The organism is Herbinix luporum, from assembly GCF_900070325.1.
GTDB classification, from domain to species: Bacteria; Bacillota; Clostridia; order Lachnospirales; family Lachnospiraceae; genus Mobilitalea; species Mobilitalea luporum.
In genome coordinates, this window is sequence record NZ_LN879430.1 from 409,459 (window position 1) to 433,664 (window position 24,206).

Sequence of the window (24,206 nt, forward strand, 5' to 3'; positions counted from 1 at the left end):
ATGTATAATAATTATAAATAAAATACAGTAGATTGGAGATGTATATGGATATTATGAATTTATCAAAAGAAGAAATGAAGTCAGTATTAGAAAGATATGAATTGGCTATGGAGCGAATCCGTGAGATAGAGAGGGAAGAGGAAGTTAGAATGCCCTTAAGGGATTATTTTCAAAAAGTATCTGCATTTCTTATTTTACTTGATGATGTGGCACAGAAGGTTAGGGACGGTTCATACCTTAAGCTTTCCCTTAAGGAGCTTCAGGCTGTGAATCGTTCTCTTTATAATGATATTATTGAAGATAATTATCTTGAAAGTTATGCAAATCCCACTTATGCATGTAAAAAACTTGGCAAAAGGTATGGTAAGCTTTTGTCTTTTTTGTATACGGAGCTTAGGGCTTTAATTGTATTTGCCTTTGAAAAGCAGTTATATCTTCATACTATATATCTAGAGCTTTTTATTCAAGTATATGGACTTATCAGGTGGGAAGATGAATTTTCCTTTAAAGATATTAAAAGGGCAATCCATGATTTTATGTATGATTACTGTGATGTAATTATAGATTACAGAACAAAAGAAACATCTGATCCGGCTTATTCTTTTGCAAAGGATATTATAATGGAAGCTGATTTAAGTGACCTTAGATATTTGTATCGGTTTGGAGACTATATTTCAGAAAATGAATTAAAAACAGCAGAATTTATAAATAGCCTGCCCGAAGAGCAGATTAAGTCCATGGCTGATACCTTTACATCCGGTTTTGAACGGGGCTTTCTTGTAGCGGGGCTTGATCTTAGTATAAAAAATAATGTAAATATCAGATATCAAATTGGATTTGAGAGGGTAGTGCGCCAGGCAGTAAAGAATTTTATGCAATTAGGCCTAGAACCTATAATTTTTAGGGCTGCTTACCTGGCCCTTAATAAAAAGCAGCATTTAAAGATTGGATATCATGCTTCATCACCTAATAAACAGTATGAATATGACCACCGTTTTGATATAGGAATCTTTCTTGATAAGGGACTAAAAAATAGGATGATAGAATCAAGGAAGGCTTCCTTAGAAAAGATAAAACATATTACACAAAATTATGCAGGCCCTGCCCTTATAGAGGTCTTTGGTGAGGAGTTATTTGCACCGGAAGATAAGGCAGAAGCCATTAAGCTTAATAAGCTTCAGCAAAAGCTTATGACCCAATATTATAATGATGAGAAATTATTATCTAAGGAATATCTTAAGTTGGAGGAAATATCCTTTACCATTATATCTTATCCGATTCCTGAAATCGGCGAGGATTTTGAAGATATATTTGCCGATACTATTAAGGTAAATACTTTAGATAATGATACTTATACTAAGATTCAGCAGTCTATAATTGATACCTTGGATAAGGGTGAGTATGTTAGGATTTTAGGAAAAGGCAAAAACCGTACAAATATGATGGTAAAACTTCAGCCTTTAAAGGATGGGGATAAAGAAACTAATTTTGAAAATTGTGTAGCCGATGTTAATATCCCGGTGGGAGAAGTTTTTACATCTCCACAGCTTTCCGGAACCCATGGAATATTACATGTTCCCTTGGTTTATCTTAATGATTTGGCATATTATGATTTGGAATTGGTATTTGAAGATGGACGGATTGTGGATTATTCCTGTAAAAATTACGATGACCTGGATAAAAACAAAAGTTTTATTAAGGAAAACTTATTATACAATCATGAGACCCTGCCCCTTGGGGAATTTGCCATCGGAACTAATACTACGGCTTATATGATGGGCAAAAAATATGATATTGCTCCCAAACTTCCTATCTTGATAGCGGAAAAGACCGGTCCTCATTTTGCTGTCGGTGATACCTGCTATTCTATGAGGGAGGATTTAAAAGTTTACAATCCTGACGGAAAGGAAATTATAGCAAGGGATAATGAATATTCCTTACTTAGAAAAACTAATCCTTCTAAGGCTTATTTTAATTGTCATACGGATATAACTCTTCCTTATGATGAAATTATGGAGATTTCTGCTGTACTTTCTGATGGTTCTACAATACCTATTATAAAGGATTCTAGGTTTGTACTAGAAGGTACTAAGTTACTAAATGAAGCTTTTGACATGAAATAAAGGAGGCTACATGCTAAGAATTGTTGACTTTTCTAAGACTTATAAGGGCGGTAAAAAAGCAGTAGACGGATTAAATTTAGAGATAAATAGTGGGGATATTTTTGGTTTTATCGGCCATAATGGAGCCGGTAAGACCACTACCATCCGTGCTATGGCCGGGGTTTTGGATTTTGATGAAGGGGATATTCTAATCGATGGGATTTCTATAAAAAAAGATCCGGTAAAATGTAAGAAAGTAACGGCTTATATTCCTGATAATCCTAATTTGTATGAACATTTAACCGGTATAGCTTATCTAAACTTTATCGGTGATATATATGAAGTAGCCTCATCAGACCGGGAGAAGGCTATAGAAAAATATGCACAGGCCTTGGAATTAACAGCTAATTTAGGAGATTCCATTGCCTCCTATTCCCATGGAATGAAACAGAAGCTGGCTATCATATCTGCACTTATACATAAGCCAAAGCTTTTAATCTTAGACGAACCTTTTGTGGGATTAGATCCTAAAGCCTCCCATACCTTAAAAAACATTATGGTGGACTTGTGTAAAGAAGGCAGTGCCATATTCTTCTCCACCCATGTTCTGGAGGTGGCTGAAAAGCTCTGCAATAAAATAGGTATAATTAAAGGCGGAAAGTTGGCTGCCTTTGGACCTACCCAACAAGTTATAGGGGATTCTAGTTTGGAGAATGTTTTTATGGATCTTATTGAGACTAATTAGCTTTAAGAAAGGTTTGGTGTATAGATGAAGCAAGTATGGCGTTTGGTAAGTGTTCAGTTATGGGCCATGCTAGGTAGTATGTTTGCCATAGGGGAAATGAGAAAGAAAAAAACTAGGGTCTTATATGTAGGTTTTACCTTTTTTGCTTTGATTATGAGCATGGTTTCTTTCTTTTACGGATATTCTATGGGATTAAGCTTAAAGCAGTTTAACAGTATTGAAATTATGCCTTCATTATTTATGGCTCTTACCAGTATGGCTGTATTATTTACAACAATCTATAAGGTTAAAGGCACCCTCTTTGGTTTTGAGGATTATGACATGGTAATGTCTCTGCCCATAAGTACCGGTAAGATTGTTGCCAGTAGGATTATTCTTTTATATTCTATTAACTTGGTATTTGTATTAATTGTAATAATACCAATGATGGTAGCCTACGGTATACTGGTTAGACCTTCAGTAGGATTTTATATTTTCAATGTATTGACGGTATTTTTTATACCTTTAATTCCCATAATTATTGCTACATTTTTTGGTACAGTAATTACTTATATTTCAATGGGTTTTAGGTATAGTAATATAATATATATGGTTTTTACCTTTATATTTTTAATCGGAATAATGATTTCCCCTTATATACTGGCGGATTCTCAGCAAGTATTGGTAGAACTAGGTAAGTACTTATCTAAGCAGATTAATACAATTTACCCCTTGGCCGGTCTTTATTTTGAGGCAGTTATTAATCTAGATTTTTGGTCCTTGCTTATATTTATTGCTATATCGGTTATTGCATTTATTCTATTCTCCTTACTGGTAGGTAAGGTGTTTGTAAAAATCAATACCACAATTATGACCGGAAGATATAAGGGTAATTATAAATTAGGTAAATTAAAGAGCAACAAGCCTCTTACAGCCCTATATCGGAAAGAATTAAAACGTTATTTTTCATCACCGGTCTATGTGATGAATACAGGATTTGGTATTGCTATTATGTTTATTGGAGCCATAGCCCTGCCCTTTGTTAATCTTAATGATTTGGCAGCAGAAATGCAGATGATGGGGGATTTACATGATTTTGTACCGATTTTTATAACATTTTGTATTGCTACATCCTGTACTACTATGGCTTCCATATCAATGGAAGGTAAAAACATATGGATAGTAAAAAGTATTCCGGTATCTGTAATTACGGTATTTGCTTCTAAGATATTAGTTAATTTGACTATTCTTAGTCCCGTGATACCGGCTACAATACTTATAATTATTACTTTAAAAATTCCTTTTATTAAAGGGCTTTTGATTCTTCTTACTGCAGTTTCCTTTTCTGTATTTATATCTATGTATGGATTAATGATAAATTTGAATTTTCCCAATCTGCAATGGTCTAGTGAAACTGTAGTGGTAAAACAAAGCACGGCCTCTATGATTTCTGTGTTTTCCGGATTAGGCCTCTTAGCTTTACAATATTTTCTATGGATTTATACAGGTAATTATATGGTAGCTGCTCTTGTTTTTATATGTATTTTGTGGCTGCTTAACCTTGTTATATATAAAATATTAACTGGCAAGGGAAGGAAGCAATTTGAAAGTTTATAGGAAAAAGATGAAAAATACTTATAAATAGGACATACTTATAAGGAAAGCTTATAAAAAGGATAAGATTTTTTTTCTGAAAGATTCTCTTAGGTATGCTAGAATGTTGGCAGGTAGATATTGTGGCCCTTGAATTAATATTAGGAGGTTATTATGGATTATAAACAGGCAGGAGTCGATATAGAAGCTGGTTATAAGGCAGTGGACCTTATGAAAGAGCATATTAAGAAAACTATGCGTAAGGAGGTCTTATCTGATATAGGGGGATTTTCCGGTGCATTTTCTTTAAAGAGATTTATGAATATGGAAGAGCCTACCCTAGTATCCGGAACCGATGGGGTAGGAACAAAGCTTAAGATTGCATTTTTACTTGATAAGCATGATACTGTCGGTATAGATTGTGTTGCCATGTGTGTCAACGACATTGCCTGTTCCGGAGCAGAACCTTTATTTTTCCTTGATTATATTGCTTGCGGCAAGAATGAACCTGAAAGGATTGCCAGTATAGTTAAGGGTGTAGCCGAGGGCTGCCAGCAGGCAGGGGCTGCCTTAATTGGCGGTGAAACAGCGGAGATGCCGGGTTTTTATCCTGAGGATGAATACGACCTGGCGGGCTTTGCCGTGGGAATTGCAGATAAAAAGAATATGATTACCGGTAAAGATATAAAAGCCGGGGATGTATTAGTAGGTATTGCTTCTTCAGGTATTCACAGTAATGGCTATTCCTTAGTTCGTAATGTTTTTTCTATGAGACTTGATGTTCTTGAAACCTATTACGAAAGCCTGGGTATGTCTCTTGGTGAAGTTTTACTTACACCTACAAAGATATATGTGAAAGCCTTACAGGAATTAAAGGAGGGCAATGTATATATAAAAGGTTGTAGCCATATTACCGGGGGAGGATTTTTTGAGAATATTCCTAGAATGCTTCCTCAAGGTATGACCGGACTTGTTAAAAAGGACAGTTACGATATTCCCCCTATCTTTAACATGTTAAAGAAGGACGGGGATATCTCCGATGAAGTAATGTATAATACCTTCAATATGGGCATCGGTATGATTTTGGCCCTGGATCCGGCTCAGGCAGATTTAGCTGTCAATATAATAAATAAGGCTGGGGAGAAGGCTTATATTATAGGAGAAGTTGGCCAAGGTACTGAGGGGGTAAAATTATGTTAAGGCTGGCCGTCTTAGTATCGGGGGGAGGAACCAATCTACAGGCTTTGATTGATCAGATAGAGGCAGGAAATCTTCCCGGAGTCACTATAAGTGTAGTAATCAGTAACAATAGGGAAGCTTATGCCCTAAAAAGAGCCGAGGCTCATAATATTCCACAAGCCATAATAAGTAAAAAAGATTTTGATAATCAGCAATCTTTTGAGGAGGCTTTTTATAATCTGCTTACGGGCTATGAGGTGGATTTGATAGTCCTTGCAGGATTTTTGCTGATACTTCCCGAAAAAATCGTTAAACATTATCAAAATAAAATTATAAATGTCCATCCGTCCCTGATCCCTTCCTTCAGCGGTAAAGGCTATTATGGGCTTAAGGTTCATGAAGCTGCATTGGCTCGGGGGGTTAAGGTAACCGGGGCAACGGTTCACTTTGTGGATGAAGGTACCGATACGGGACCTATTATCTTACAAAAGGCTGTAAATGTTGAGAAAAACGATACAGCGGAAACTCTACAAAAAAGAGTTATGGAAGAAGCTGAATGGGTAATCCTTCCCGAAGCTGTTAGACTTATTGCACAAGGGCGAATTAGGATTCGGGATAATAAGGTGGTGGAGGTAATATAATGAAGGTTTTAATTATTGGCGGAGGCGGAAGAGAGCATGCCATAGCTTGGAAGGTATCACAGAGTCCAAAGGTGGACAAGCTTTACTGTGCTCCCGGTAATGCGGGAATTGCCCAGTGTGCAGAATGCGTAGATATTCCTGTAATAGAATATGAAGCCCTGGCTGATTTTGCTCTATCCAATAAGATTGATCTAACCATAGTAGGACCCGATGATCCTTTGGCTGATGGAATAGTGGACGTTTTTGAGAAAAAGGGGCTGCGGATTTTTGGTCCCAGAAAAAATGCCGCTATTATTGAAAGTTCAAAAGTGTTTTCAAAAAATCTTATGAAGAAATATAATATTCCTACGGCCGCTTATGAAACTTTTGACCAGGCAGATAAGGCTATAGAGTATTTAAAAACCAGAGATTTTCCCATTGTGGTAAAGGCAGACGGCCTAGCCCTTGGTAAGGGAGTTATAATCTGCAATGATTTTGACCAAGCAGTCAGTGCTGTTAAAGCTATTATGGAGGATAAGCAGTTTGGTTTGGCAGGAAGCCAAGTGGTTATAGAAGAGTTTATTACAGGTCCTGAGGTATCGGTTTTGGCATTTTGTGATGGTACTCATATTATTCCCATGGCCAGTGCCCAAGATCATAAAAGAGCCTTTGATAATGACCAAGGACCTAATACAGGAGGAATGGGAACATTTTCACCAAGCCCCTTTTATACGGAGCAAATCCATGAATATTGCCAAAAGTATATTTATCAGCCTACTATGGCTGCTATGAAAGCAGAGGGAAGAGATTTTGTAGGCATCTTATTTGTAGGTCTTATGCTTACCAAAGACGGTCCTAAGGTATTGGAATACAATGCACGGTTTGGTGATCCGGAAGCCCAAGTAGTTCTTCCTAGGCTAAAAAATGATTTAATTGACGTGATAGAAGCTTGTATTGAGGGCAGATTAGATAAGGTTAATCTTTCCTTTGAGGATAATGCAGCCGTATGCGTAATCCTAGCATCAGATGGTTATCCTTTGTCCTATGAAAAAGGATTTGAGATAGAAGGACTTGATAATTTCACAGACAAAGAGGATTATTATGTATTCCATGCCGCAAGTAAGAAGGAAAATGATAAAATTCTTACCAACGGAGGAAGAGTCCTTGGGGTTACTGCAATAGGCAAAACCTTAAAGGAAGCCAGAAGCAAGGCTTATGAAGCTGCGGATAATATTCATTTTAAGAATAAATATATGAGAAAAGATATAGGTAAAGCGATCCAATAAAAATTAATGATAAGTGACTGGTAAGGGTGCCGGTATTTTATGTATAAAAAATACCGGGGCTCTTATTTTTTCTATTTTTTGCATTTCAAAATTTAACCTTTAAATGTATCTTATGACATGAAATCCTGTATATGCCACAGAACTGCCATAGTTCTTTTTTAATATAACCATAGTATTCGACATATATTAAATGATTGTTCTTGGAAAGGAGTACTTATGAAAAGGCGGTTTTTTCATAAATGTATAGTGATTTTACTATGTATAGGCTTATTGGTGCCTAATCAGGTAGCAAGTACCATAGTTGCAGCTACTAGAAAGGGGACAGTAACAGCCAGTACGCTTAATGTCAGAGCTAAACCATCTACATCTGCCAAAAAGGTACAGCTTAATGACGGAACTTATGTTTATCTACGTAGAAATGAAACCGTAACAATTTTAGAGGAAGCAGGAGACTGGTATTATGTTTCTCTAAAGTTCAACGGGAAAAATATAAAAGGTTATGTACATGGTGATTACATTAAGGCGGAGAAAAGTAAAAGTACAAAAAAGACGCCAACGCCTACACCTACTCCGACACCAAAACCCACCCCGACACCTAAACCGAAAAACAGCAGTACATCCCAGGGATATAAGCATCAAGCTTCTGTTACTGCCAGTTCTTTAAATGTTAGAAGTGGGGCAGGTACAAATTATTCTAGAATAGGTTCTTTAAAGAAGAACAATAAGGTTACTGTTATTGGTGAGGCAGAAAATAGTAATACAAAATGGTATCAAATTAATATGGCAAATAATAAAACCGGATATGTATCCAGCCTTTATATTAAGTTAGATTTGAAAAAGAGCATTAAAGGGAAAGTAATTGCTTCCAAGATAAAGGTAAGAAAAAGTGCCAACAGTAAGTCTGCTTATGTAAAAAATTCATCAGGTAATATTATTTCACTTAAAAAAGATAAGGCTGTAAATATTATAGATGAAGCAGTAGTGTCCGGTGAAAAGTGGTACAAGATATCATTTACGGTAAGTAAGGTAAAGTACAGCGGTTATGTTCCCGCTTATCAGATTGGATTTAGGGGAGAAGAAACCAAAAACACATCGGCACCTACTCCTACACCGACCCCAAAACCAAAAGCGACGCCGACACCAAAACCAACGCCGACGCCTACCCCAAAGCCAAAAGCAACACCAACGCCAAAGCCAAAAGCGACACCCACACCAAAACCAACGGCGACGCCTACCCCAAAGCCAAAAGCAACACCGACACCAAAACCAAAGGCAACGCCGACACCTGTTCCGACGCCGGCGGATGCTAAGGTTTTAGAGATTAAAGACAATCCTATTTATTCATATATATATGGACCTATAGATGGCTTTGTATGTAATATTTTATATCTTAATGTATATGAAAACAGGGCGGTAAATGACAACTTTTTATATGATTCATCCGGTAAACCTGTTTTACTAAAAAGCGGAGATAAGATTCAAATTAATGAAGCCATAAGGGTAAACGGTGAAACTTGGTATAATGTCTCTTATAATAATATAAGGGGACATGTTAGGGCTGAATATATTTATGTAGGATCCAAGTTACCTGCTAATGTTGACTGGAAGCAACCGGAAGCACCTGAAGTGCCCAAAGCAACTCCTACACCGGTTCCTGATAATACTGATGATTTAGATTTTGAGGAAATGCTTATTAGAGAAGGTTTCCCGGAATCTTATAAGGAAGGTCTAAGACAGTTACATGCCAAACATCCCAACTGGGTGTTTTTAGCCTACCATACGGGACTTGATTGGAACACTGTGATTAAGGAAGAAAGTGTACCGGGCAAGAATACCATACCTAATTCAAGAAGTGTGGAATGGCTATCCTTTGATAAGGGGGCATATGATTGGAAGACGGACAAGTTCGTTGTATATGACGGTACATATTGGGTTACAGCTTCTAAAGCTGCCATAGAATATTATATGGATCCAAGGAATTTCCTAGATGAAGAGAGAATCTTCCAATTTGAACTTCTTAGATATCAAAGCCGTTATCAAAATGCAAAAGGTGTAGAGAATATATTAAAGGGAACAGCACTATATAATAAGTCATATACCTTCATAGACGATGACGGTAAATCTAAGACCTTAACTTATGGTGAGACATTTATAAAGGCAGCAGAGTATTCAGGGGTAAGCCCTTACCATTTGGCATCCCGTGTTAAGCAGGAAGTAGTAACCGGGCCAAATACACTTAGTAACAGTGTGTCAGGTACATACAAAGGATATGAGGGTTATTACAACTTTTATAATATCGGAGCTAATGACAGCCCCGGTGGAGGTGCCATTGCCAACGGATTAAATTATGCCAAGAACGGTAGCAAGAACAAGGCAAATAATGAGAAATACCTTATTCCTTGGACAAGTCCTTATAGATCTATAGTGGGAGGGTCATATTTCTTGGGAAGCACCTATATTAATAGGGGGCAGGATACGGTTTATTTACAGAAATTCAATGTAACTCCCGTATCAACTTATTTCCATCAATATATGACCAATGTGGAAGCTCCTTGGGCAGAGGCAAAAAAGATAGCCGCAGCCTATAAGAATATGGAAGATACTCCTATAGTATTCTCTATTCCGGTATATCTGAATATGCCATCCAAACCTTGTCCAAGACCTACAAAACAGTATAATCCTAATAACAGATTAAAGAGCTTGAAAGTTCTTGATGTAAAAGGTAAGGAACTTAAGATTTCACCTACCTTTGATCAAACAGAATACAATTATTATCTGATTGTAGGAAATAATATTGAGACAGTAGATATTAAAGCTAGCAGTGTAAGTACAAAAGCCAAAGTAATAGGAGGAGGAACTATACCTCTTAGTGTAGGAAATAATGAGATAGTTATAAGAGTTGTTGCTGAAAATGGCGACATTGCAAACTATACCATTAATATTGTAAGGGAGTAATATATCAGCCTAAAAAAATAAACTATGTAAGGCTGGATTACCGGATTTGCAATAACTCCGGCCGGAATGGAATAAACCATCTGGCCGGAATTATTTTTATTAATAAAAAATTACAATTGGAAAAATATATTGTTTCTTCCAAACAATATGTTATTATTAGATAAAGGAGAAAGGGAAGAAGAATGAAAAGAAGATTATTTAAAGCAATAGCATTTTGCCTCTTATTTGTAATGGGCGGATTATTAAATATAAGCAGCATAAAGGCAGCCAGTGCCAATATAGAAATTACAGCTGATAACAATCAGATAACTGTCGGTGATAGTGTATATGTGTATATAACCATTGATTCAGATACCATCTTTTCTGATATTGAGGCTAATTTAGTCTATGATGAAAATATTTTAGAATACAAAAGCGGAGCTTCATTTATTAAGGGAAGCAGTGGCTTTTTAAAAATTGCTGATGTTAATATTTCAGAAGCTGATGACAATAGAAAATATGCCTTAGAATTTAAGGCTATAAAAGTTGGTAAATGTGAGATAGAATTTAGCGGTCAGATTATGGTATATGATTATGAGACAGGCATGCCTATGTCTGTATCTAGTAATATTTTGGAGTTAGAGGTTAAGGCAGCCCATACAGCCTCTGATAATGCCAGTCTTGCCTCATTAAAGATAAGTCCTTCACAGTTAAATCCTGCATTTGACAAGAATATATATGAATATAATACCAATGTAGCTTATGATGTAGAGAAGTTAGTTGTGGTAGCACTTCCGGAAGATGAAAAGGCAACTATTCGCATTTCCGGTAATGAAACTTTAAAAGAAGGAGAAAATAAAGTTATTACAACAGTTGTTGCCGAGTCCGGAAAGAAAGTAGAATATGTAATTAATGTTACTAAGGAAAGTGCTCCGGAAGATGAATTAGATATAGATCCAATAACACCGGATAATCGTCACGGTAGTTTTGAATTAATTCAGGAGGATAATGAAATATTTGCTATATATAATGGAAAATATAAATTGCTAGAACCCGCTAGTGATGTAAAAATACCTGAGGGTTACACAAAAACCAATATGATATTATCAGGTATATCTATTTCGGTATACGAACCTAATCTACCCGGTAGCGATTTTGTTCTTATATATGCTGAGAATGAGCTGGGGGAAGCAAACTTCTATCGTTATGATAAGGTTGAAAAAACCCTGCAGCGTTTTGTGGAAGATATAGATTCCGTAACAGATCCTTCAGATAATATAGATAATGAGGATCAAAGTAGCTCTAAAAAATACCGTTCTAAGTTAAATAAGGCTGCTATTGTTATATCAATACTCTGTGCCCTATGTGCCGGTTTAGTAATTGTTGTAGTTCGTTTGTATATAAAGAATAGGAAGCAAAAATAAGACCGGACCTTTTATATATTGACAAAGAAACATATCTGTTATACAATATGTATAACAGATATAACTAAATTGGTTGTGTATCTATGTGATTTAATCACATAAAATAAAGTAAGAGGTGTATACGATGTATGTGAAGATTGATTTTAATAGTGATGAAGCTCTTTATATACAGCTAAGAAATCAGATCATATATGGCATTGCATCCTCTCAGTTCCAGGAAGGGGATAATCTTCCGTCAGTAAGAGAATTGGCAGAGTATATTGGAATCAATATGCATACAGTTAATAAAGCATATTCTATTCTGAAACAGGAGGGATATATTAAACTGGATCGAAGAAAAGGCGCAGTAGTTGCTATTGATGTCAATAAGATGCAGGCTATTGAGGATTTGAAGGAAGAACTTAGAGTAATACTGGCCAAGGCAATTTGTAAAAACTTAAGTCGTAATGACGTAATTGAGGTTATTAATGAGATTTATAATGAGTTTGAAAGGGGGTAACTCCTATGTTGTGTGACAGATGTTTAAAAAGAAATGCAAAAGTATTATATACTGAAATAATTAATGGCGTAAAGACGGAACAACATCTTTGCGAAGAATGTGCAGCTGATTATACATCCTTTCAAATGGAAAAACCTTTATTAAATTCTGATATTACCCTAAATAGTTTACTATCAACCTTATTAGGGGGATATCATACAAGTGCAACAAAGAAGCCTGGAGAAAGCAAACCCAGCCTTGTTTGTGAAGGTTGTAAGTCCACTTATGAAGAGTTTTTGCAAAGAGGGCGTTTCGGATGTGCCCAGTGTTATCGCAGCTTCCATGGGGAATTGGGAGAAACATTAAGAAGAATACAGGGGGCTGAAGTTCATACCGGAAAACGGCCCAAAGGCTTTGTCTCATCAACAGATAAGATATTACAGGACTTAACTGAGGTAGAGAGACTATCCATAGAACTTCAGGAGGCCATAGAAAAAGAAGAATTTGAGGAAGCAGCTAGGCTTAGGGATTTAATTAGGCAGCTAAAAAAGGAGGAGGCCAATAATGCTTAAATGGTATGAAGAGATTGTACCGGATGGCGACGTGGTTATCTCCAGCCGTGTTAGGCTTGCCAGAAATTTAGAGGATTTTAAATTCTCCCCCTTGCTTGTGGAAGCAGAGGCTGTAAAATTAGTAGACAGGGTTAAGAGTATAACCACATCCCTAGCAGAACAGGATAAGAGAAAGTATTATTCCTGTAATATTCAAACATTAAGTGATATTGATAAAGCTGCCATGGTAGAAAGGCATATAGTAAGCCCTCTGCTGGCAGAGAAAGAACAGACTACTGGCTTAATACTATCAGAAGATGAGACAGTCAGTATTATGATAAATGAGGAGGACCATGTAAGGATTCAAGCTATTGTAGCCGGAATGAATCTAGAGGGGGCCTATGAGATAGCAAATCGAATAGATGATATTGCCTATGAGCAACTTAAATTTGCATATGATGAGAAATATGGATATATGACTTCTTGTCCCACTAATTCCGGAACAGGGATGAGAGCATCTTGTATGGTGTTTTTACCTGCACTTAGTGCTGCAAGAATGATACAGAAATTGTTTGAAGAGGTTGGCAGATATGGTGTAACTATCCGTGGCATTTACGGAGAAGGAACCAAAAGCTTAGGTAGTATATATCAGATATCCAACCAGAAGACCTTAGGTAATTCTGAGCTGGAGATTATCGATAACCTAAAGCGTATAGTTGATCAAGTTGTAAAACAGGAAAGAAAAAGAAGGGAATATATGCTATCCCTTAATTCAGATGAAATAGAAGACCAAGTATACCGTGCTTATGGTGTATTAAAATATGCTAGAAATATAAGTTCAGATGATGCAATGACTCTTTTATCCCAATTAAAATTTGGGCTAGATTGTGGATTAATAAAGTTTGACAAAGAATTTAATATCCATAAGATGATGATGGGTGTACAGCCTGGAAGCCTTCAGTGGACCATCGGTAAAAATGTAGGAAGCATAGCAAGGGATAGAGCTAGAGCTGAATATATTAGAAAAGAATTACCTACAATTATATAACATATAATATTTAATATTGTTAAATATAATATTGCCAAATATTTAATATTGCCAAATATTTAATATTGTAAAATATTTAATATTGTAAAATATTTAATATTGTAAAATATTTTATATTGTAAAATATTTTATATTCTGAAATGTTTTATATTTTGATGGTACAATGAAGAGATACCCGGCTAGTACTCATAAGTTAGAATGGAGGACATTAAGATGAACGATAAATTTACACAAAATGCAATACAAGCGATTAATTCCGCTAGGGAAACTGCTTTACGTCTTAACCATAATTATATTGGTACAGAGCATATCCTAATGGGTTTAATGCAGGTTGATGGAGTTGCCTCCAGAGTACTAAGAGAAAATGGCGTAACTGTTGAGAAGGTTATGGAGCTGGTTAATCAGCTTATAGCACCTAGCAGCGGCGTTGAAATGATGGAGGGGGGAGATTTTACCCCAAGATCTAAGCGAATTTTAGATCAAAGTCAGAGGGAAGCAGCCAGATTTAAAGCCCAACAAGCAGGTACCGAGCATATCTTAATTGCCTTGCTTAGGGAGCAGGATTGTATAGCTGTAAGGCTTTTAAATACCCTTGGAGTTAATCTACAGAAGGTATATATTGATTTGTTGCAGGCAGCCGGTGTAGATATCAGTACTGCTAAGAATGATTACTCTGCCAGTAAAAATAAGGGTAAGGCTAAGTCCTCTACCCCAACTCTTGACCAATACAGCAGAGATTTAACCCAATATGCCAGAGATGGCAAATTAGATCCTGTAATTGGCAGAGAGACTGAAATTCAAAGAGTGGTTCAGATACTAAGCAGACGGACCAAGAATAACCCTTGCTTAGTGGGTGAACCGGGAGTGGGTAAGACAGCTATTGCTGAAGGCCTTGCCCTTAAAATAGTTGAAGGAAATATTCCGGAAACCATTAAGGATAAAAGGGTAGTTACCTTGGATTTATCCGGTATGGTAGCAGGCTCTAAATATCGTGGTGAATTTGAAGAAAGAATTAAGAAGGTAATAAATGAAGTTATAAACGACGGAAATGTACTTTTATTTATCGATGAGCTTCATACCATAATAGGGGCAGGTGGAGCAGAAGGGGCAATTGATGCTTCAAATATCCTAAAACCCTCATTGGCTAGAGGAGAGCTTCAGATTATAGGGGCTACCACTAGGGAGGAGTATCGCAAATACATTGAAAAAGATTCAGCCTTAGAAAGAAGATTTCAACCTGTGGTTGTTGAAGAGCCTTCTGAGGAAGAGGCAATCCAGATTATGTTTGGACTTCGGGATAAGTATGAGGCACACCACAAGGTAAGAATTACCGACGATGCCCTTACTGCAGCTGTCAAATTATCCAGCCGTTATATTAATGACCGTTATCTTCCGGATAAAGCAATAGACTTAATGGATGAGGCAGCTTCTAAGGTAAGATTAAGTGCTTATACTACATCTCCTACAGTTAAGGAATTAGAGAAAGAAATTATCCGGCTAGAGGAAGAAAAGGAAAAAGCAATCAAAGAGGAAGCCTATGAAAAAGCCGGTGATATTAAAAAGCAGCAGCAAGCCCTTCAGGAAGAGTTAGAGAAGCAAAAGCTTGTTGAAGAAAAGCAAAGAGCTGAATATCAACTGGTTGTAAGTGAAGCGGAGATAGCTGATATTGTATCTAGTTGGACTAAGATACCTGTTAAAAAGCTGGAAGAAGAAGAGACACAAAGACTGCAGAATCTGGAGAATATCCTTCATGAAAGAGTTATTGGCCAAGACGAAGCGGTGACAGCTGTTTCTAAAGCAATCAGAAGAGGTAGGGTGGGACTAAAAGATCCTAACAGACCTATCGGTTCCTTCCTTTTCCTAGGTCCTACCGGTGTAGGTAAGACAGAGCTATCTAAGGCACTGGCAGAAGCAATGTTTGGTACTGAAAATGCTATAATACGGGTTGATATGTCAGAATATATGGAGAAACACAGTGTAAGTAAGCTGATAGGATCACCTCCCGGTTATGTTGGATATGATGAAGGTGGACAATTAAGTGAAAAGGTAAGACAAAATCCTTATTCTGTGATTTTATTTGACGAGATTGAAAAAGCCCATCCGGATGTGTTTAATATTCTTTTACAGGTATTAGATGACGGACATATTACAGATGCTCAGGGAAGAAGAGTCAGCTTTAAGAATACCATAATAATTATGACCTCCAATGCAGGGGCTCAAAATATTATCTCTCCAAAACGCCTCGGTTTTACTTCTGTTGTAGATAAAGATGAAGACTACAGACGGATGAAAGATGCAGTTATGGATGAGGTTAAGAGAATATTCAGACCGGAGTTTATTAACAGAATCGATGAAATTATTGTATTCCACTCTTTAACCAAAGACCATATTAAGGAAATTGTGGGAATTATGGTAAATAATATTGCAAAAAGAAGTAAAGCCCAGATGAATATATCCTTAGAAGCCAGTAAAGAAGCATTAGAGTATTTGGCGGAAACAGGATATGATGAAAAGTTCGGTGCAAGACCTCTTAGAAGGGCAATTCAGACTAATGTTGAAGATAAATTGGCCGAGGCTATATTGGCGGGAAATGTTAAAGAGGGAGACCAGGTTAAAATCGATTATTTAGATAATGAAATAGTTTTAAATACAATTTAAATAGCTCTTATATTTGGTGGTAATTAGAAAATCATATCAATATAATATTAATATATTGTTCCATATAAATACTATAGGAGGGGTCATATAATGCCTGTAATTCAAGAGTTAATACGCAAGGAAAACAATGGGACACTAAGTTTTGGTAACTATGAGCTGGATGTAAAATCTAAGTTAACAGATTTTGAACATGAAGGAGATCTATATAAGGTAAAGACATATAATAAGATAACCAAGTTAGAGAGAAACGGTATGTTCGTGTACGAATCAGTACCCGGAACATCGGTATTTAATATGGAGCAGAAGGATAATGAACTGTGCTTTGAAGTAACAGGTAAAGAACCTGCTCAGATTACTCTTGAGTTGGAAGCCGAAAAAGAATATGAAATTTTTAAAAATGATTCCTTCCTGGGGAAAATGAAAACTAACTTAGGTGGTAAGCTTATATTCAGCCTAGAGCTAGAAGAAGATAAATGTGATTTTATAAAGGTGGTAAAACTTTAAGATGGCAAAAGCAAAAACTGTGTTTTTCTGTAAAGAGTGCGGATATGAATCCTCAAAATGGCTGGGACAATGTCCCGGCTGCAGACAGTGGGATACCTTTGTAGAAGAACCGGTAATAAGAAAGGGCGTATCTGCAACTTACAGCCATAAAGAACTTAAGGATCCGGTTTTGCTATCCGGTGTTAAGGCTGAAGCAGAGACCAGGATAAGCTCAAATATAGGAGAGCTAGACCGGGTACTTGGCGGAGGTATAGTTCCCGCAAGTTTGGTTTTAGTTGGCGGTGATCCGGGAATCGGTAAATCCACCTTACTTTTGCAGATGTGCCGGGAACTTGTAGGTCAAGGTAAAAAAGTTTTATATATATCCGGGGAAGAATCTAAGGGACAAATAAAAATGAGAGCAGACAGGCTCGGCGCTTTTAGCGGCGAGCTTCTGCTCCTTTGTGAAACCAATCTGGATCTTATTGAAGCAGTCGTACATAAGCATAAACCGGATATAATAGTTATCGACTCTATACAGACCATGTTTAAAGAGGATATAACTTCGGCACCGGGCAGTGTGGGGCAAGTAAGAGAAGCTACCGGAGCTTTAATGCGGCTGGCTAAAGGTACCGGTACCACCATATTTATTATCGGTCATGTGACCAAAGAGGGTATGGTGGCAGGACCTAGGGTATTAGAGCATATGGTTGATACTGTTCTTTACTTTGAAGGAGATAATTATGCCTCTTATCGTGTCCTTAGGGCTGTAAAAAATCGTTTCGGTTCCACCAATGAAATAGGAGTTTTTGAAATGCAAAATTCCGGTCTTGCAGAAGTAAAAAACCCATCGGAATATATGCTTAATGGCAGGCCTGAAGGAGAGCCGGGATCTGTAGTATCCTCAGCAATAGAAGGGACAAGACCTATCCTGGTAGAGGTTCAGGCACTGATAAGTAGAACCAATTTTAATATGCCAAGAAGGACCGCTGCCGGTACAGATTATAATAGAGTAAATCTTTTAATGGCAGTCTTGGAAAAACGCCTTGGTATACAGATGGGTGACTGTGATGCTTATGTTAATGTGGCAGGAGGAATGAGAATTACAGAACCGGCCCTAGACCTGGCAATTATAACAGCTATTATATCCAGCTATCGCAATATAGCCATTAATCCTAACACTATAGTCTTTGGTGAAGTAGGACTAACCGGCGAAATTCGTGCTGTAAATATGGCTGATTATAGGGTTGCAGAAGCTGCTAAAATGGGATTTGAGCTATGTATCCTTCCCAAAGCTAATGTAGGGAATATAAAAGTAGCAAGTAAAATAAAACTGGTAGGTGTAAGAAACATCCAAGAGGTAATGGATTATATAAAAGAGAATAGGTAGGTTAATATATCTACTAAAAATGATTAGATAACGTGTAATGTCTTAGAAAAAAAATTTGTAAGAAAATATAATAAGACAGTAGCAAAGAAAAAATTGACCCTATATTTGTATAAAAAAACTTGACAATTAGATCAATTCATAGTAATATAAATGGGCAGCATATTTAGGGGCATAGTTCAGCTGGTAGAATAACGGTCTCCAAAACCGCAGGTCGTGGGTTCGAATCCTACTGCCCCTGTAAAACATAAAGCCTTGTAACTCAATGGTTACAAGGCTTTAGTTGTATTATTATCTGGATTATTAAGCAATATAACCAAATAAAAAATTGAAATTGTAAGTACTAAACAAATGTGTTTTAATTTGTTGAAAAATATGGTTAAATATGTTATATAATAATTAAAGTTTTAAATATAGTATATTTAAATTATTAATCACTGTATAATATAGATAAAGCTATATTTGGCGGTGATATCGTGGGTGAAATTATATTATTTAAATTATTAAAGGGGAGAGAGCAAATGGAGAAGAAAACTGTTTTTGAAGTTGCGAATTTCTTTTTAAGCAAGGAATCCATGTCACCAAAAAAGCTCCAAAAATTAGTTTACTATGCATATGCTTGGACCTTAGCAATACTAAATGAAGACGAAATTAATATAGATTATACTTTGTTTGATGAGCCTTTACAAGCTTGGGTACATGGACCGGTTTGCCCTGATTTATATTATAGATATAAATGTTATGGCTGGGGGGAAATTCCTCAGTGTACTTTTATACACAAGCATCTTTTTTCAGTAGAGGAACTTGATATAATGGAGCAAGTCTGGGAGGTTTATGGTAAATTTACAGGAAATGAATTAGAGTCTATTACTCATCAGGAGGAGCCTTGGATAAATGCTAGAGAAGGGTTTCAACCTTATGAGCCGTGTCAAGTAAATCTAGATAATAAAATTATATTTCGATATTATAATAAACAATCGGCGGATTAATATATGGGAGTTGAGGAAGCTAATTCATTATTTTATGAGTTTTGTCCTATTAATATTGAAGGTTTTTGTGAAAGAATGAATTATCTTAATACTTGCTTTGTATTTGATTATTTGGATATAGATAAATACAGGGAAACATTTGACTTTACATATAGTCCATTTAAGAAGTAGTTTTTTAGTTCAAAAGAAGTAAATAATATTACTTTAAAAATATAAATCATATCCTATTCCGCATGATATGCTGCCTAAGAGCATCCAAAGTAATACGGTTGTTCCGTTTTCTTTGAAAGTAGTTCCGTAACGGGGGGCATTTTGGCTCAGACGATTACCCACCCCATAGTACCATATAAAATTATAAATACCACAAGTTACTAAACTAAGTAGTATTACTATAATATAGTTCTTGGTTTCTTCGCCGTCTCCTTCACAGATACGGTTCACATCATCTGCATACTTATACCAGAATACAATCTGGTATATACCCAATGTAACAAAAGATAGTAGAATTAGTTTTAATAAACTTCTACGTTGTATCATTTGTAATCCTCCTAAAATATAAATCTTATAAATTTTAACACAAATCCACTAGAAATGTTAATAAATACTATATTATTTGCAATAATAAACAATCTAATGACATATATTGTTAAAAAAAGAGATATTATTAGAATCCATGTATATTTTGTATATATGGGTTTTATTTTATCTTCAAAAAGATATAGGGCAAACATAAATGGAACAAGACCAAAAAGGGGATGATAATAAAATGCCTTGGAAAATTGCAAATTTAAAGCAGCCATAACGGCTCTGGTCATTCCACAGCCCGGGCAGGATATGCCGGTTAAAAATTTAATTGGACAACCTACACCAAAAAGATTTAAAAAGCCATATAAGATTCCGATTATAATAGCAATCTTTAAGCGGTATTGCCATCCCTTATTGAATTTATCTTTTTTATGGGAAATACTGTTCATAAGCTGCCTCCACATTTGATATTAGATTAAATTATAGATTATTTAGGATTTTTCTACAAGCAGATGAATTTCGATAAAAAAAACCGGCTGAAATTTTCAGCCGGTAATTAAACATACATTATTATTTATTTTATTTTTATTTTGGCATTGGCAGGGATTGATATGATATATTGCAATGGTTTCCATACAAAGATAGCAATTGAAAAATCCACCAAGCTATGAATTACGGTACCTAATCCCACAAGCAATACTACAGTGTAAAGATATCCTTTTTCATAAAAGATATCAGTCATTCCAACAACCCAATAAAAATACGATACTACTGCAACCTCACAAATTCCATGTATTAGAGATAAAGTAAAGGCAAAAATCGCTGTATTTTTATAAGAAAGAAGGAGATTGTTGTTCTTTTTTAGAATAAAAGCACCTATTAAGGAAAATATCAAATGAGATAAAGCCCTTAATGCCACCACTAAAGGAAAATTAATTAAGAAGCCAAGTGTTGTTACTACGGCTACAAAAGCAGTTACTGTTGGAGAAATAAACATGGCAATAATTAAAGGTACATGACTTGCCAAAGTAAATGATGCCGGTTCAGGCTTTAAACTGGGAAATGTCATAGGTATCAAAATACCAAGTGCACAAAGAAGTGCCGATACAGTCATAGTTTTAACTTTATCTCCGTTAGAATTATTCATACTTATCACCCTTTCAGCTGACATGACAGTTGTCTTGTCAGCTGTATTATAAGTGATAAGATTGCCAATGTCAATAAGAAAAATAAATATTATTTAAATCCAGCCTCTGAGTTTTACAGCTTCAGCCACACGGTTAATGGCTATAACATAAGCGGCATCACGCATATAAAGGCCTTTTTCCTGTGCCAAATTATGAACGGCATGGAAAGCAGCGGTCATTTTCTGATCTAATTTATCCAGTACTTCTTCCTTTGGCCAGAAGTAGTTCATATTACACTGCACTTGCTCAAAATAACTACATGTAACTCCGCCGGCATTACATAAGAAATCAGGAATTAAATATATTCCTCTTTCTTTAATTAGCTCATCACAATCCGGTGTGGTAGGTCCATTAGCACCTTCGCATATAACCTTTACCTCTTTGCTAATCTTTGCAAAGGTTTCCGGAGTTATTTGATTTTCTAAGGCGCAGGGCAGTAGGATGTCTACATCTTGGCTAATCCACGCTTCTCCTTCAAGCAGTTCGCATCCGAAATCAATTGCCTTTTGCTTATCGATAGTTCCAAAGGAGTCTTTAATCTGAGCCATTTGCTCAATATTAATTCCCTCCGGATTACGGTAAGTATATGCTTTTTTGTCATTATTGTCCCAGCAGGAGATAGCAATAATCTTTCCGCCCATAGCTGTATAAAGTTTTGCCGCATATTCTGCTACATTTCCAAAGCCTTGTAAGCTTGCTGTGGTAGAGGCAATATCTATTTTTAATGCTTTAAGTGCCTCTCTTAAGGTGTATATTACGCCGTAACCGGTAGCTTCGGTTCTTCCCAGGGATCCGCCCATTCCAACCGGTTTACCTGTGATGGTTCCGGGATAATGACCTCCCATAAGAGTCTCATATTCGTCTAGCATCCACAGCATATGCTGGGCATTAGACATTACATCCGGTGCAGGTACATCCAAGTTTGGTCCCAAATTCTTGTATAACTGTCTTACATATCCACGACAGAGTCTTTCTTGTTCACCTTTAGATAAGGTTCGAGGGTCACATATAATACCACCCTTACCTCCCCCTAAGGGTATATCTACCACGGCACATTTCCAAGTCATCCACATGGAAAGAGCCCTGATGGTATCTACAGTTTCATTGGGATGAAAACGAATGCCTCCTTTTGCGGGGCCTCTGGCATCATTATGTTGGATGCGATATCCGTTAAATACCTTTGTAGTTCCGTCGTCCATTTTTACCGGAATTGTAAAATGATATTCTCTACTTGGTTGTTTTAAAAGTTCACGGGTTGCCTCATCAAGTCCGATTTGATCAGCCACATGATTAAACTGTTTTTGTGCTGATTCATAGGGGTTATAAGAATTATGTCCCATAATATTCCCACGCCTTTCTTAGTTTTATTTACATATTTCATTGATACATTGCTTTTATACTGTAAAGCATTGATACATTGATACGATAACACTATTTTATACTTTTAATGAGAATTGTCAATATTTATATAAGAATCCATTTTATTTTTTTATATTTTCTTATAATAAAAAGTACTGTTCTCAAGGATTAATTAATATACAAGCAACATTAAAATGATATACATATCACTTATAATTTTCCATAATATAAGTTAAATAAATCTAATACTTGTAGTAAGCAATAATCAATTCTATAATAATAGATGTAAATATTAAGATAGAAATATTAAGTAATTAGATAAGAGGGAATTATGAAGATAAAAAATAAAAATTTTGATATAAAGCAGATTGCAGAATCTGGCCAATGCTTTCGCATGAATCCTATAGGGCCAAATAGATATAGCCTAGTAGCATTTGACCGTTACATAGAGCTTGAACAGTTAGAAGATGATTTGATTGAAATAACTTGCAGTGAAAATGATTACAATAAGATATGGAAGGATTATTTTGATCTTGATTATGATTACGGTTATATAGTGGATAATTTAATAAAAGGTCCCGATGAATTTTTAAATAAGGCAGCAGAGTATGGAAGGGGCATACGAATCTTAAGACAGGATCCTTTTGAGATGCTTATTAGCTTTATTATTTCTCAAAATAAAAATATTCCATCTATTAAAACTTGTATAGAAAGAATAAGCCAGGTCTATGGGAAACGTTGTATAGATGGTACTACAGGTTCAATATATTATACATTTCCTTCGGCTAAGGTACTGGCTGAGGCAAAAAAAGAAGATCTTAGGGCCTTAAAATTAGGATACAGGGATGAATATATTATAGGAGCTGCTAAGGCTGTCATATCCGGTGAGCTTAATTTGGAAGATCTTAAAGTTTGCAGTCACGAAGAGGCGGTTAAGTCTCTAAAAACTGTTAAAGGTATAGGTGATAAGGTGGCAAATTGCATTTCACTTTTTGGCCTGCATCATATAGAAGCCTTTCCTGTGGATGTATGGATGAAAAGGGTACTTTCAGAGATTTATGATAATAAATTTGATCCCAATAGCTACCAAGGTTATGCCGGAATTGTCCAGCAGTATATGTTTTATTATATAAGGCATGTTTATGGAGTAAGCAATTAGTTTTTTTAAAAAAATTATGGCAGATATTCTATAGCTTTTACCATCATATTTTAAGCATATCTAAATCATATAGGGAAAAAATAAATTTGAGATGATATCTCAAAATATAATGGAAAGGCGGATAGAAATGGATCAGGGCAGATCACAGGATAACAAAGGGCTAGAAAATGAACGAAGAATAAACCATTTGGTTAATTTAGTGGAAAGAAGTACACGTACTGAGCGTCATCTTGAAGAACATTCCGATATTTCCTCTTCGGAGAATATTGAACATGCAAAACAAGTGCAAAGAGAACGAAAGGATCAGATTGAAAATCTAAAAAATATCATTGCCTATGGGGATAATAATAGTAAGGAAAAGCATATGAAAAATACAGAAAAACGTTTTTTATATGCTGAAGGTTATCTTAATAACAATGCACACCGTATGGATAATGAAACCTTTAAAAATGCAAAGGAAAAGCAAGAGCATCGAAAAGAGCAATTGGATTCTTACAGATAATATAGTAAAGGGGCTAAA

The 24,206-nt window shown here is 36.0% G+C and carries 22 protein-coding genes and 1 tRNA gene; 19 read left to right on the forward strand and 4 right to left on the reverse strand.

All coding sequences use genetic code 11. The annotated features are described in order from the left end of the window. Positions 1-44: 44 nt before the first annotated feature. The 17 genes from SD1D_RS02000 (at position 45) to SD1D_RS12095 (ending at position 19,627) form a co-directional block, all read left to right on the forward strand. The gene (locus SD1D_RS02000) at positions 45-2,123 is read left to right on the forward strand and encodes an aminopeptidase (protein WP_242955241.1); all 2,079 of its coding nucleotides are present in this window, start codon (positions 45-47) and stop codon (positions 2,121-2,123) included. A 10-nt stretch (positions 2,124-2,133) separates the two neighbouring features. Then, positions 2,134-2,847, forward strand: a complete 714-nt coding sequence (locus SD1D_RS02005) for an ABC transporter ATP-binding protein (RefSeq protein WP_058257376.1) — start codon at positions 2,134-2,136, stop codon at positions 2,845-2,847. 24 nt (positions 2,848-2,871) lie between these two features. Beyond that, a complete protein-coding gene (locus SD1D_RS02010; RefSeq protein WP_058257377.1) occupies positions 2,872-4,443 on the forward strand; it encodes a hypothetical protein in 1,572 nt (523 codons plus the stop codon). A gap of 150 nt (positions 4,444-4,593) precedes the next feature. Continuing rightward, positions 4,594-5,619: a phosphoribosylformylglycinamidine cyclo-ligase gene (gene purM / locus SD1D_RS02015; protein ID WP_058257378.1), complete on the forward strand. Its 1,026-nt coding sequence runs from the start codon at positions 4,594-4,596 to the stop codon at positions 5,617-5,619. Continuing rightward, the gene (gene purN, locus SD1D_RS02020) at positions 5,613-6,239 is read left to right on the forward strand and encodes a phosphoribosylglycinamide formyltransferase (protein ID WP_058257379.1); all 627 of its coding nucleotides are present in this window, start codon (positions 5,613-5,615) and stop codon (positions 6,237-6,239) included. Before purM ends, purN begins: the two co-directional genes overlap by 7 nt. Further along, the gene (gene purD / locus SD1D_RS02025; RefSeq protein ID WP_058257380.1) at positions 6,239-7,504 is read left to right on the forward strand and encodes a phosphoribosylamine--glycine ligase; all 1,266 of its coding nucleotides are present in this window, start codon (positions 6,239-6,241) and stop codon (positions 7,502-7,504) included. Before purN ends, purD begins: the two co-directional genes overlap by 1 nt. Positions 7,505-7,720: 216 nt before the next feature. Then, positions 7,721-10,459, forward strand: a complete 2,739-nt coding sequence (locus SD1D_RS02030; RefSeq protein ID WP_058257381.1) for an SH3 domain-containing protein — start codon at positions 7,721-7,723, stop codon at positions 10,457-10,459. Between the two features lie 182 nt (positions 10,460-10,641). Further along, positions 10,642-11,862, forward strand: a complete 1,221-nt coding sequence (locus tag SD1D_RS02035; protein ID WP_058257382.1) for a cadherin-like beta sandwich domain-containing protein — start codon at positions 10,642-10,644, stop codon at positions 11,860-11,862. Positions 11,863-11,986: 124 nt separating this feature from the next. Continuing rightward, a complete protein-coding gene (locus SD1D_RS02040; protein ID WP_058257383.1) occupies positions 11,987-12,361 on the forward strand; it encodes a GntR family transcriptional regulator in 375 nt (124 codons plus the stop codon). 5 nt (positions 12,362-12,366) lie between these two features. Then, a complete protein-coding gene (locus SD1D_RS02045; protein ID WP_058257384.1) occupies positions 12,367-12,912 on the forward strand; it encodes a UvrB/UvrC motif-containing protein in 546 nt (181 codons plus the stop codon). Then, a complete protein-coding gene (locus SD1D_RS02050) occupies positions 12,905-13,939 on the forward strand; it encodes a protein arginine kinase (RefSeq protein WP_058257385.1) in 1,035 nt (344 codons plus the stop codon). Before SD1D_RS02045 ends, SD1D_RS02050 begins: the two co-directional genes overlap by 8 nt. 213 nt (positions 13,940-14,152) lie before the next feature. Beyond that, on the forward strand, positions 14,153-16,597 hold the full coding sequence (locus SD1D_RS02055; RefSeq protein ID WP_058257386.1) for an ATP-dependent Clp protease ATP-binding subunit: 2,445 nt from the start codon (positions 14,153-14,155) through the stop codon (positions 16,595-16,597). 90 nt (positions 16,598-16,687) lie between these two features. Next, positions 16,688-17,101, forward strand: coding sequence for a hypothetical protein (locus tag SD1D_RS02060; protein WP_058257387.1), 414 nt, complete (start codon positions 16,688-16,690; stop codon positions 17,099-17,101). Position 17,102: 1 nt separating this feature from the next. Further along, positions 17,103-18,470: a DNA repair protein RadA gene (gene radA, locus SD1D_RS02065; RefSeq protein WP_058257388.1), complete on the forward strand. Its 1,368-nt coding sequence runs from the start codon at positions 17,103-17,105 to the stop codon at positions 18,468-18,470. Positions 18,471-18,635: 165 nt separating this feature from the next. Further along, positions 18,636-18,708, forward strand: a tRNA-Trp gene (locus tag SD1D_RS02070). Positions 18,709-18,988: 280 nt separating this feature from the next. Then, complete coding sequence (locus SD1D_RS02075) at positions 18,989-19,456, forward strand: Panacea domain-containing protein (RefSeq protein WP_058259161.1); 468 nt, start codon at positions 18,989-18,991, stop codon at positions 19,454-19,456. Between the two features lie 3 nt (positions 19,457-19,459). Next, positions 19,460-19,627, forward strand: coding sequence for a hypothetical protein (locus SD1D_RS12095; protein WP_157893082.1), 168 nt, complete (start codon positions 19,460-19,462; stop codon positions 19,625-19,627). Between the two features lie 33 nt (positions 19,628-19,660). Here SD1D_RS12095 and SD1D_RS02080 read toward each other — a convergent pair whose 3' ends face one another. From SD1D_RS02080 to SD1D_RS02095, 4 genes are all read right to left on the reverse strand, one after another. Next, complete coding sequence (locus SD1D_RS02080; RefSeq protein WP_058257389.1) at positions 19,661-19,993, reverse strand: DUF4234 domain-containing protein; 333 nt, start codon at positions 19,991-19,993, stop codon at positions 19,661-19,663. Positions 19,994-20,004: 11 nt separating this feature from the next. Next, complete coding sequence (locus SD1D_RS02085; RefSeq protein ID WP_058257390.1) at positions 20,005-20,430, reverse strand: DUF2752 domain-containing protein; 426 nt, start codon at positions 20,428-20,430, stop codon at positions 20,005-20,007. A 125-nt stretch (positions 20,431-20,555) separates the two neighbouring features. Continuing rightward, positions 20,556-21,128 carry a hypothetical protein gene (locus tag SD1D_RS02090; protein ID WP_058257391.1) on the reverse strand — a complete coding sequence of 191 codons (573 nt, stop codon included), beginning with the start codon at positions 21,126-21,128 and terminating at the stop codon, positions 20,556-20,558. A gap of 93 nt (positions 21,129-21,221) precedes the next feature. Then, positions 21,222-22,508 carry a Glu/Leu/Phe/Val family dehydrogenase gene (locus SD1D_RS02095; RefSeq protein WP_058257392.1) on the reverse strand — a complete coding sequence of 429 codons (1,287 nt, stop codon included), beginning with the start codon at positions 22,506-22,508 and terminating at the stop codon, positions 21,222-21,224. 350 nt (positions 22,509-22,858) lie between these two features. Between SD1D_RS02095 and SD1D_RS02100 the strand changes: the two genes are divergently transcribed. Beyond that, entirely contained in the window at positions 22,859-23,686 is an 828-nt protein-coding gene (locus SD1D_RS02100; protein ID WP_058257393.1) for a DNA-3-methyladenine glycosylase family protein, read from the forward strand. Positions 23,687-23,813: 127 nt separating this feature from the next. Beyond that, entirely contained in the window at positions 23,814-24,188 is a 375-nt protein-coding gene (locus SD1D_RS02105; protein WP_058257394.1) for a hypothetical protein, read from the forward strand. Positions 24,189-24,206 lie beyond the last annotated feature (18 nt).

Coding starts and splice junctions, on each gene's coding strand:
- purN (WP_058257379.1), top strand. CDS start 5,613: ATGTTAAGGCTGGCCGTCTTAGTATCGGGGGGAGGAACCAATCTACAG.
- SD1D_RS02000 (WP_242955241.1), top strand. CDS start 45: ATGGATATTATGAATTTATCAAAAGAAGAAATGAAGTCAGTATTAGAA.
- radA (WP_058257388.1), top strand. CDS start 17,103: ATGGCAAAAGCAAAAACTGTGTTTTTCTGTAAAGAGTGCGGATATGAA.
- SD1D_RS02075 (WP_058259161.1), top strand. CDS start 18,989: ATGGAGAAGAAAACTGTTTTTGAAGTTGCGAATTTCTTTTTAAGCAAG.
- purM (WP_058257378.1), top strand. CDS start 4,594: ATGGATTATAAACAGGCAGGAGTCGATATAGAAGCTGGTTATAAGGCA.
- purD (WP_058257380.1), top strand. CDS start 6,239: ATGAAGGTTTTAATTATTGGCGGAGGCGGAAGAGAGCATGCCATAGCT.
- SD1D_RS02005 (WP_058257376.1), top strand. CDS start 2,134: ATGCTAAGAATTGTTGACTTTTCTAAGACTTATAAGGGCGGTAAAAAA.
- SD1D_RS02085 (WP_058257390.1), bottom strand. CDS start 20,430: ATGAACAGTATTTCCCATAAAAAAGATAAATTCAATAAGGGATGGCAA.
- SD1D_RS02060 (WP_058257387.1), top strand. CDS start 16,688: ATGCCTGTAATTCAAGAGTTAATACGCAAGGAAAACAATGGGACACTA.
- SD1D_RS12095 (WP_157893082.1), top strand. CDS start 19,460: ATGGGAGTTGAGGAAGCTAATTCATTATTTTATGAGTTTTGTCCTATT.
- SD1D_RS02035 (WP_058257382.1), top strand. CDS start 10,642: ATGAAAAGAAGATTATTTAAAGCAATAGCATTTTGCCTCTTATTTGTA.
- SD1D_RS02030 (WP_058257381.1), top strand. CDS start 7,721: ATGAAAAGGCGGTTTTTTCATAAATGTATAGTGATTTTACTATGTATA.
- SD1D_RS02080 (WP_058257389.1), bottom strand. CDS start 19,993: ATGATACAACGTAGAAGTTTATTAAAACTAATTCTACTATCTTTTGTT.
- SD1D_RS02045 (WP_058257384.1), top strand. CDS start 12,367: ATGTTGTGTGACAGATGTTTAAAAAGAAATGCAAAAGTATTATATACT.
- SD1D_RS02105 (WP_058257394.1), top strand. CDS start 23,814: ATGGATCAGGGCAGATCACAGGATAACAAAGGGCTAGAAAATGAACGA.
- SD1D_RS02050 (WP_058257385.1), top strand. CDS start 12,905: ATGCTTAAATGGTATGAAGAGATTGTACCGGATGGCGACGTGGTTATC.
- SD1D_RS02055 (WP_058257386.1), top strand. CDS start 14,153: ATGAACGATAAATTTACACAAAATGCAATACAAGCGATTAATTCCGCT.
- SD1D_RS02010 (WP_058257377.1), top strand. CDS start 2,872: ATGAAGCAAGTATGGCGTTTGGTAAGTGTTCAGTTATGGGCCATGCTA.
- SD1D_RS02100 (WP_058257393.1), top strand. CDS start 22,859: ATGAAGATAAAAAATAAAAATTTTGATATAAAGCAGATTGCAGAATCT.
- SD1D_RS02090 (WP_058257391.1), bottom strand. CDS start 21,128: ATGAATAATTCTAACGGAGATAAAGTTAAAACTATGACTGTATCGGCA.
- SD1D_RS02095 (WP_058257392.1), bottom strand. CDS start 22,508: ATGGGACATAATTCTTATAACCCCTATGAATCAGCACAAAAACAGTTT.
- SD1D_RS02040 (WP_058257383.1), top strand. CDS start 11,987: ATGTATGTGAAGATTGATTTTAATAGTGATGAAGCTCTTTATATACAG.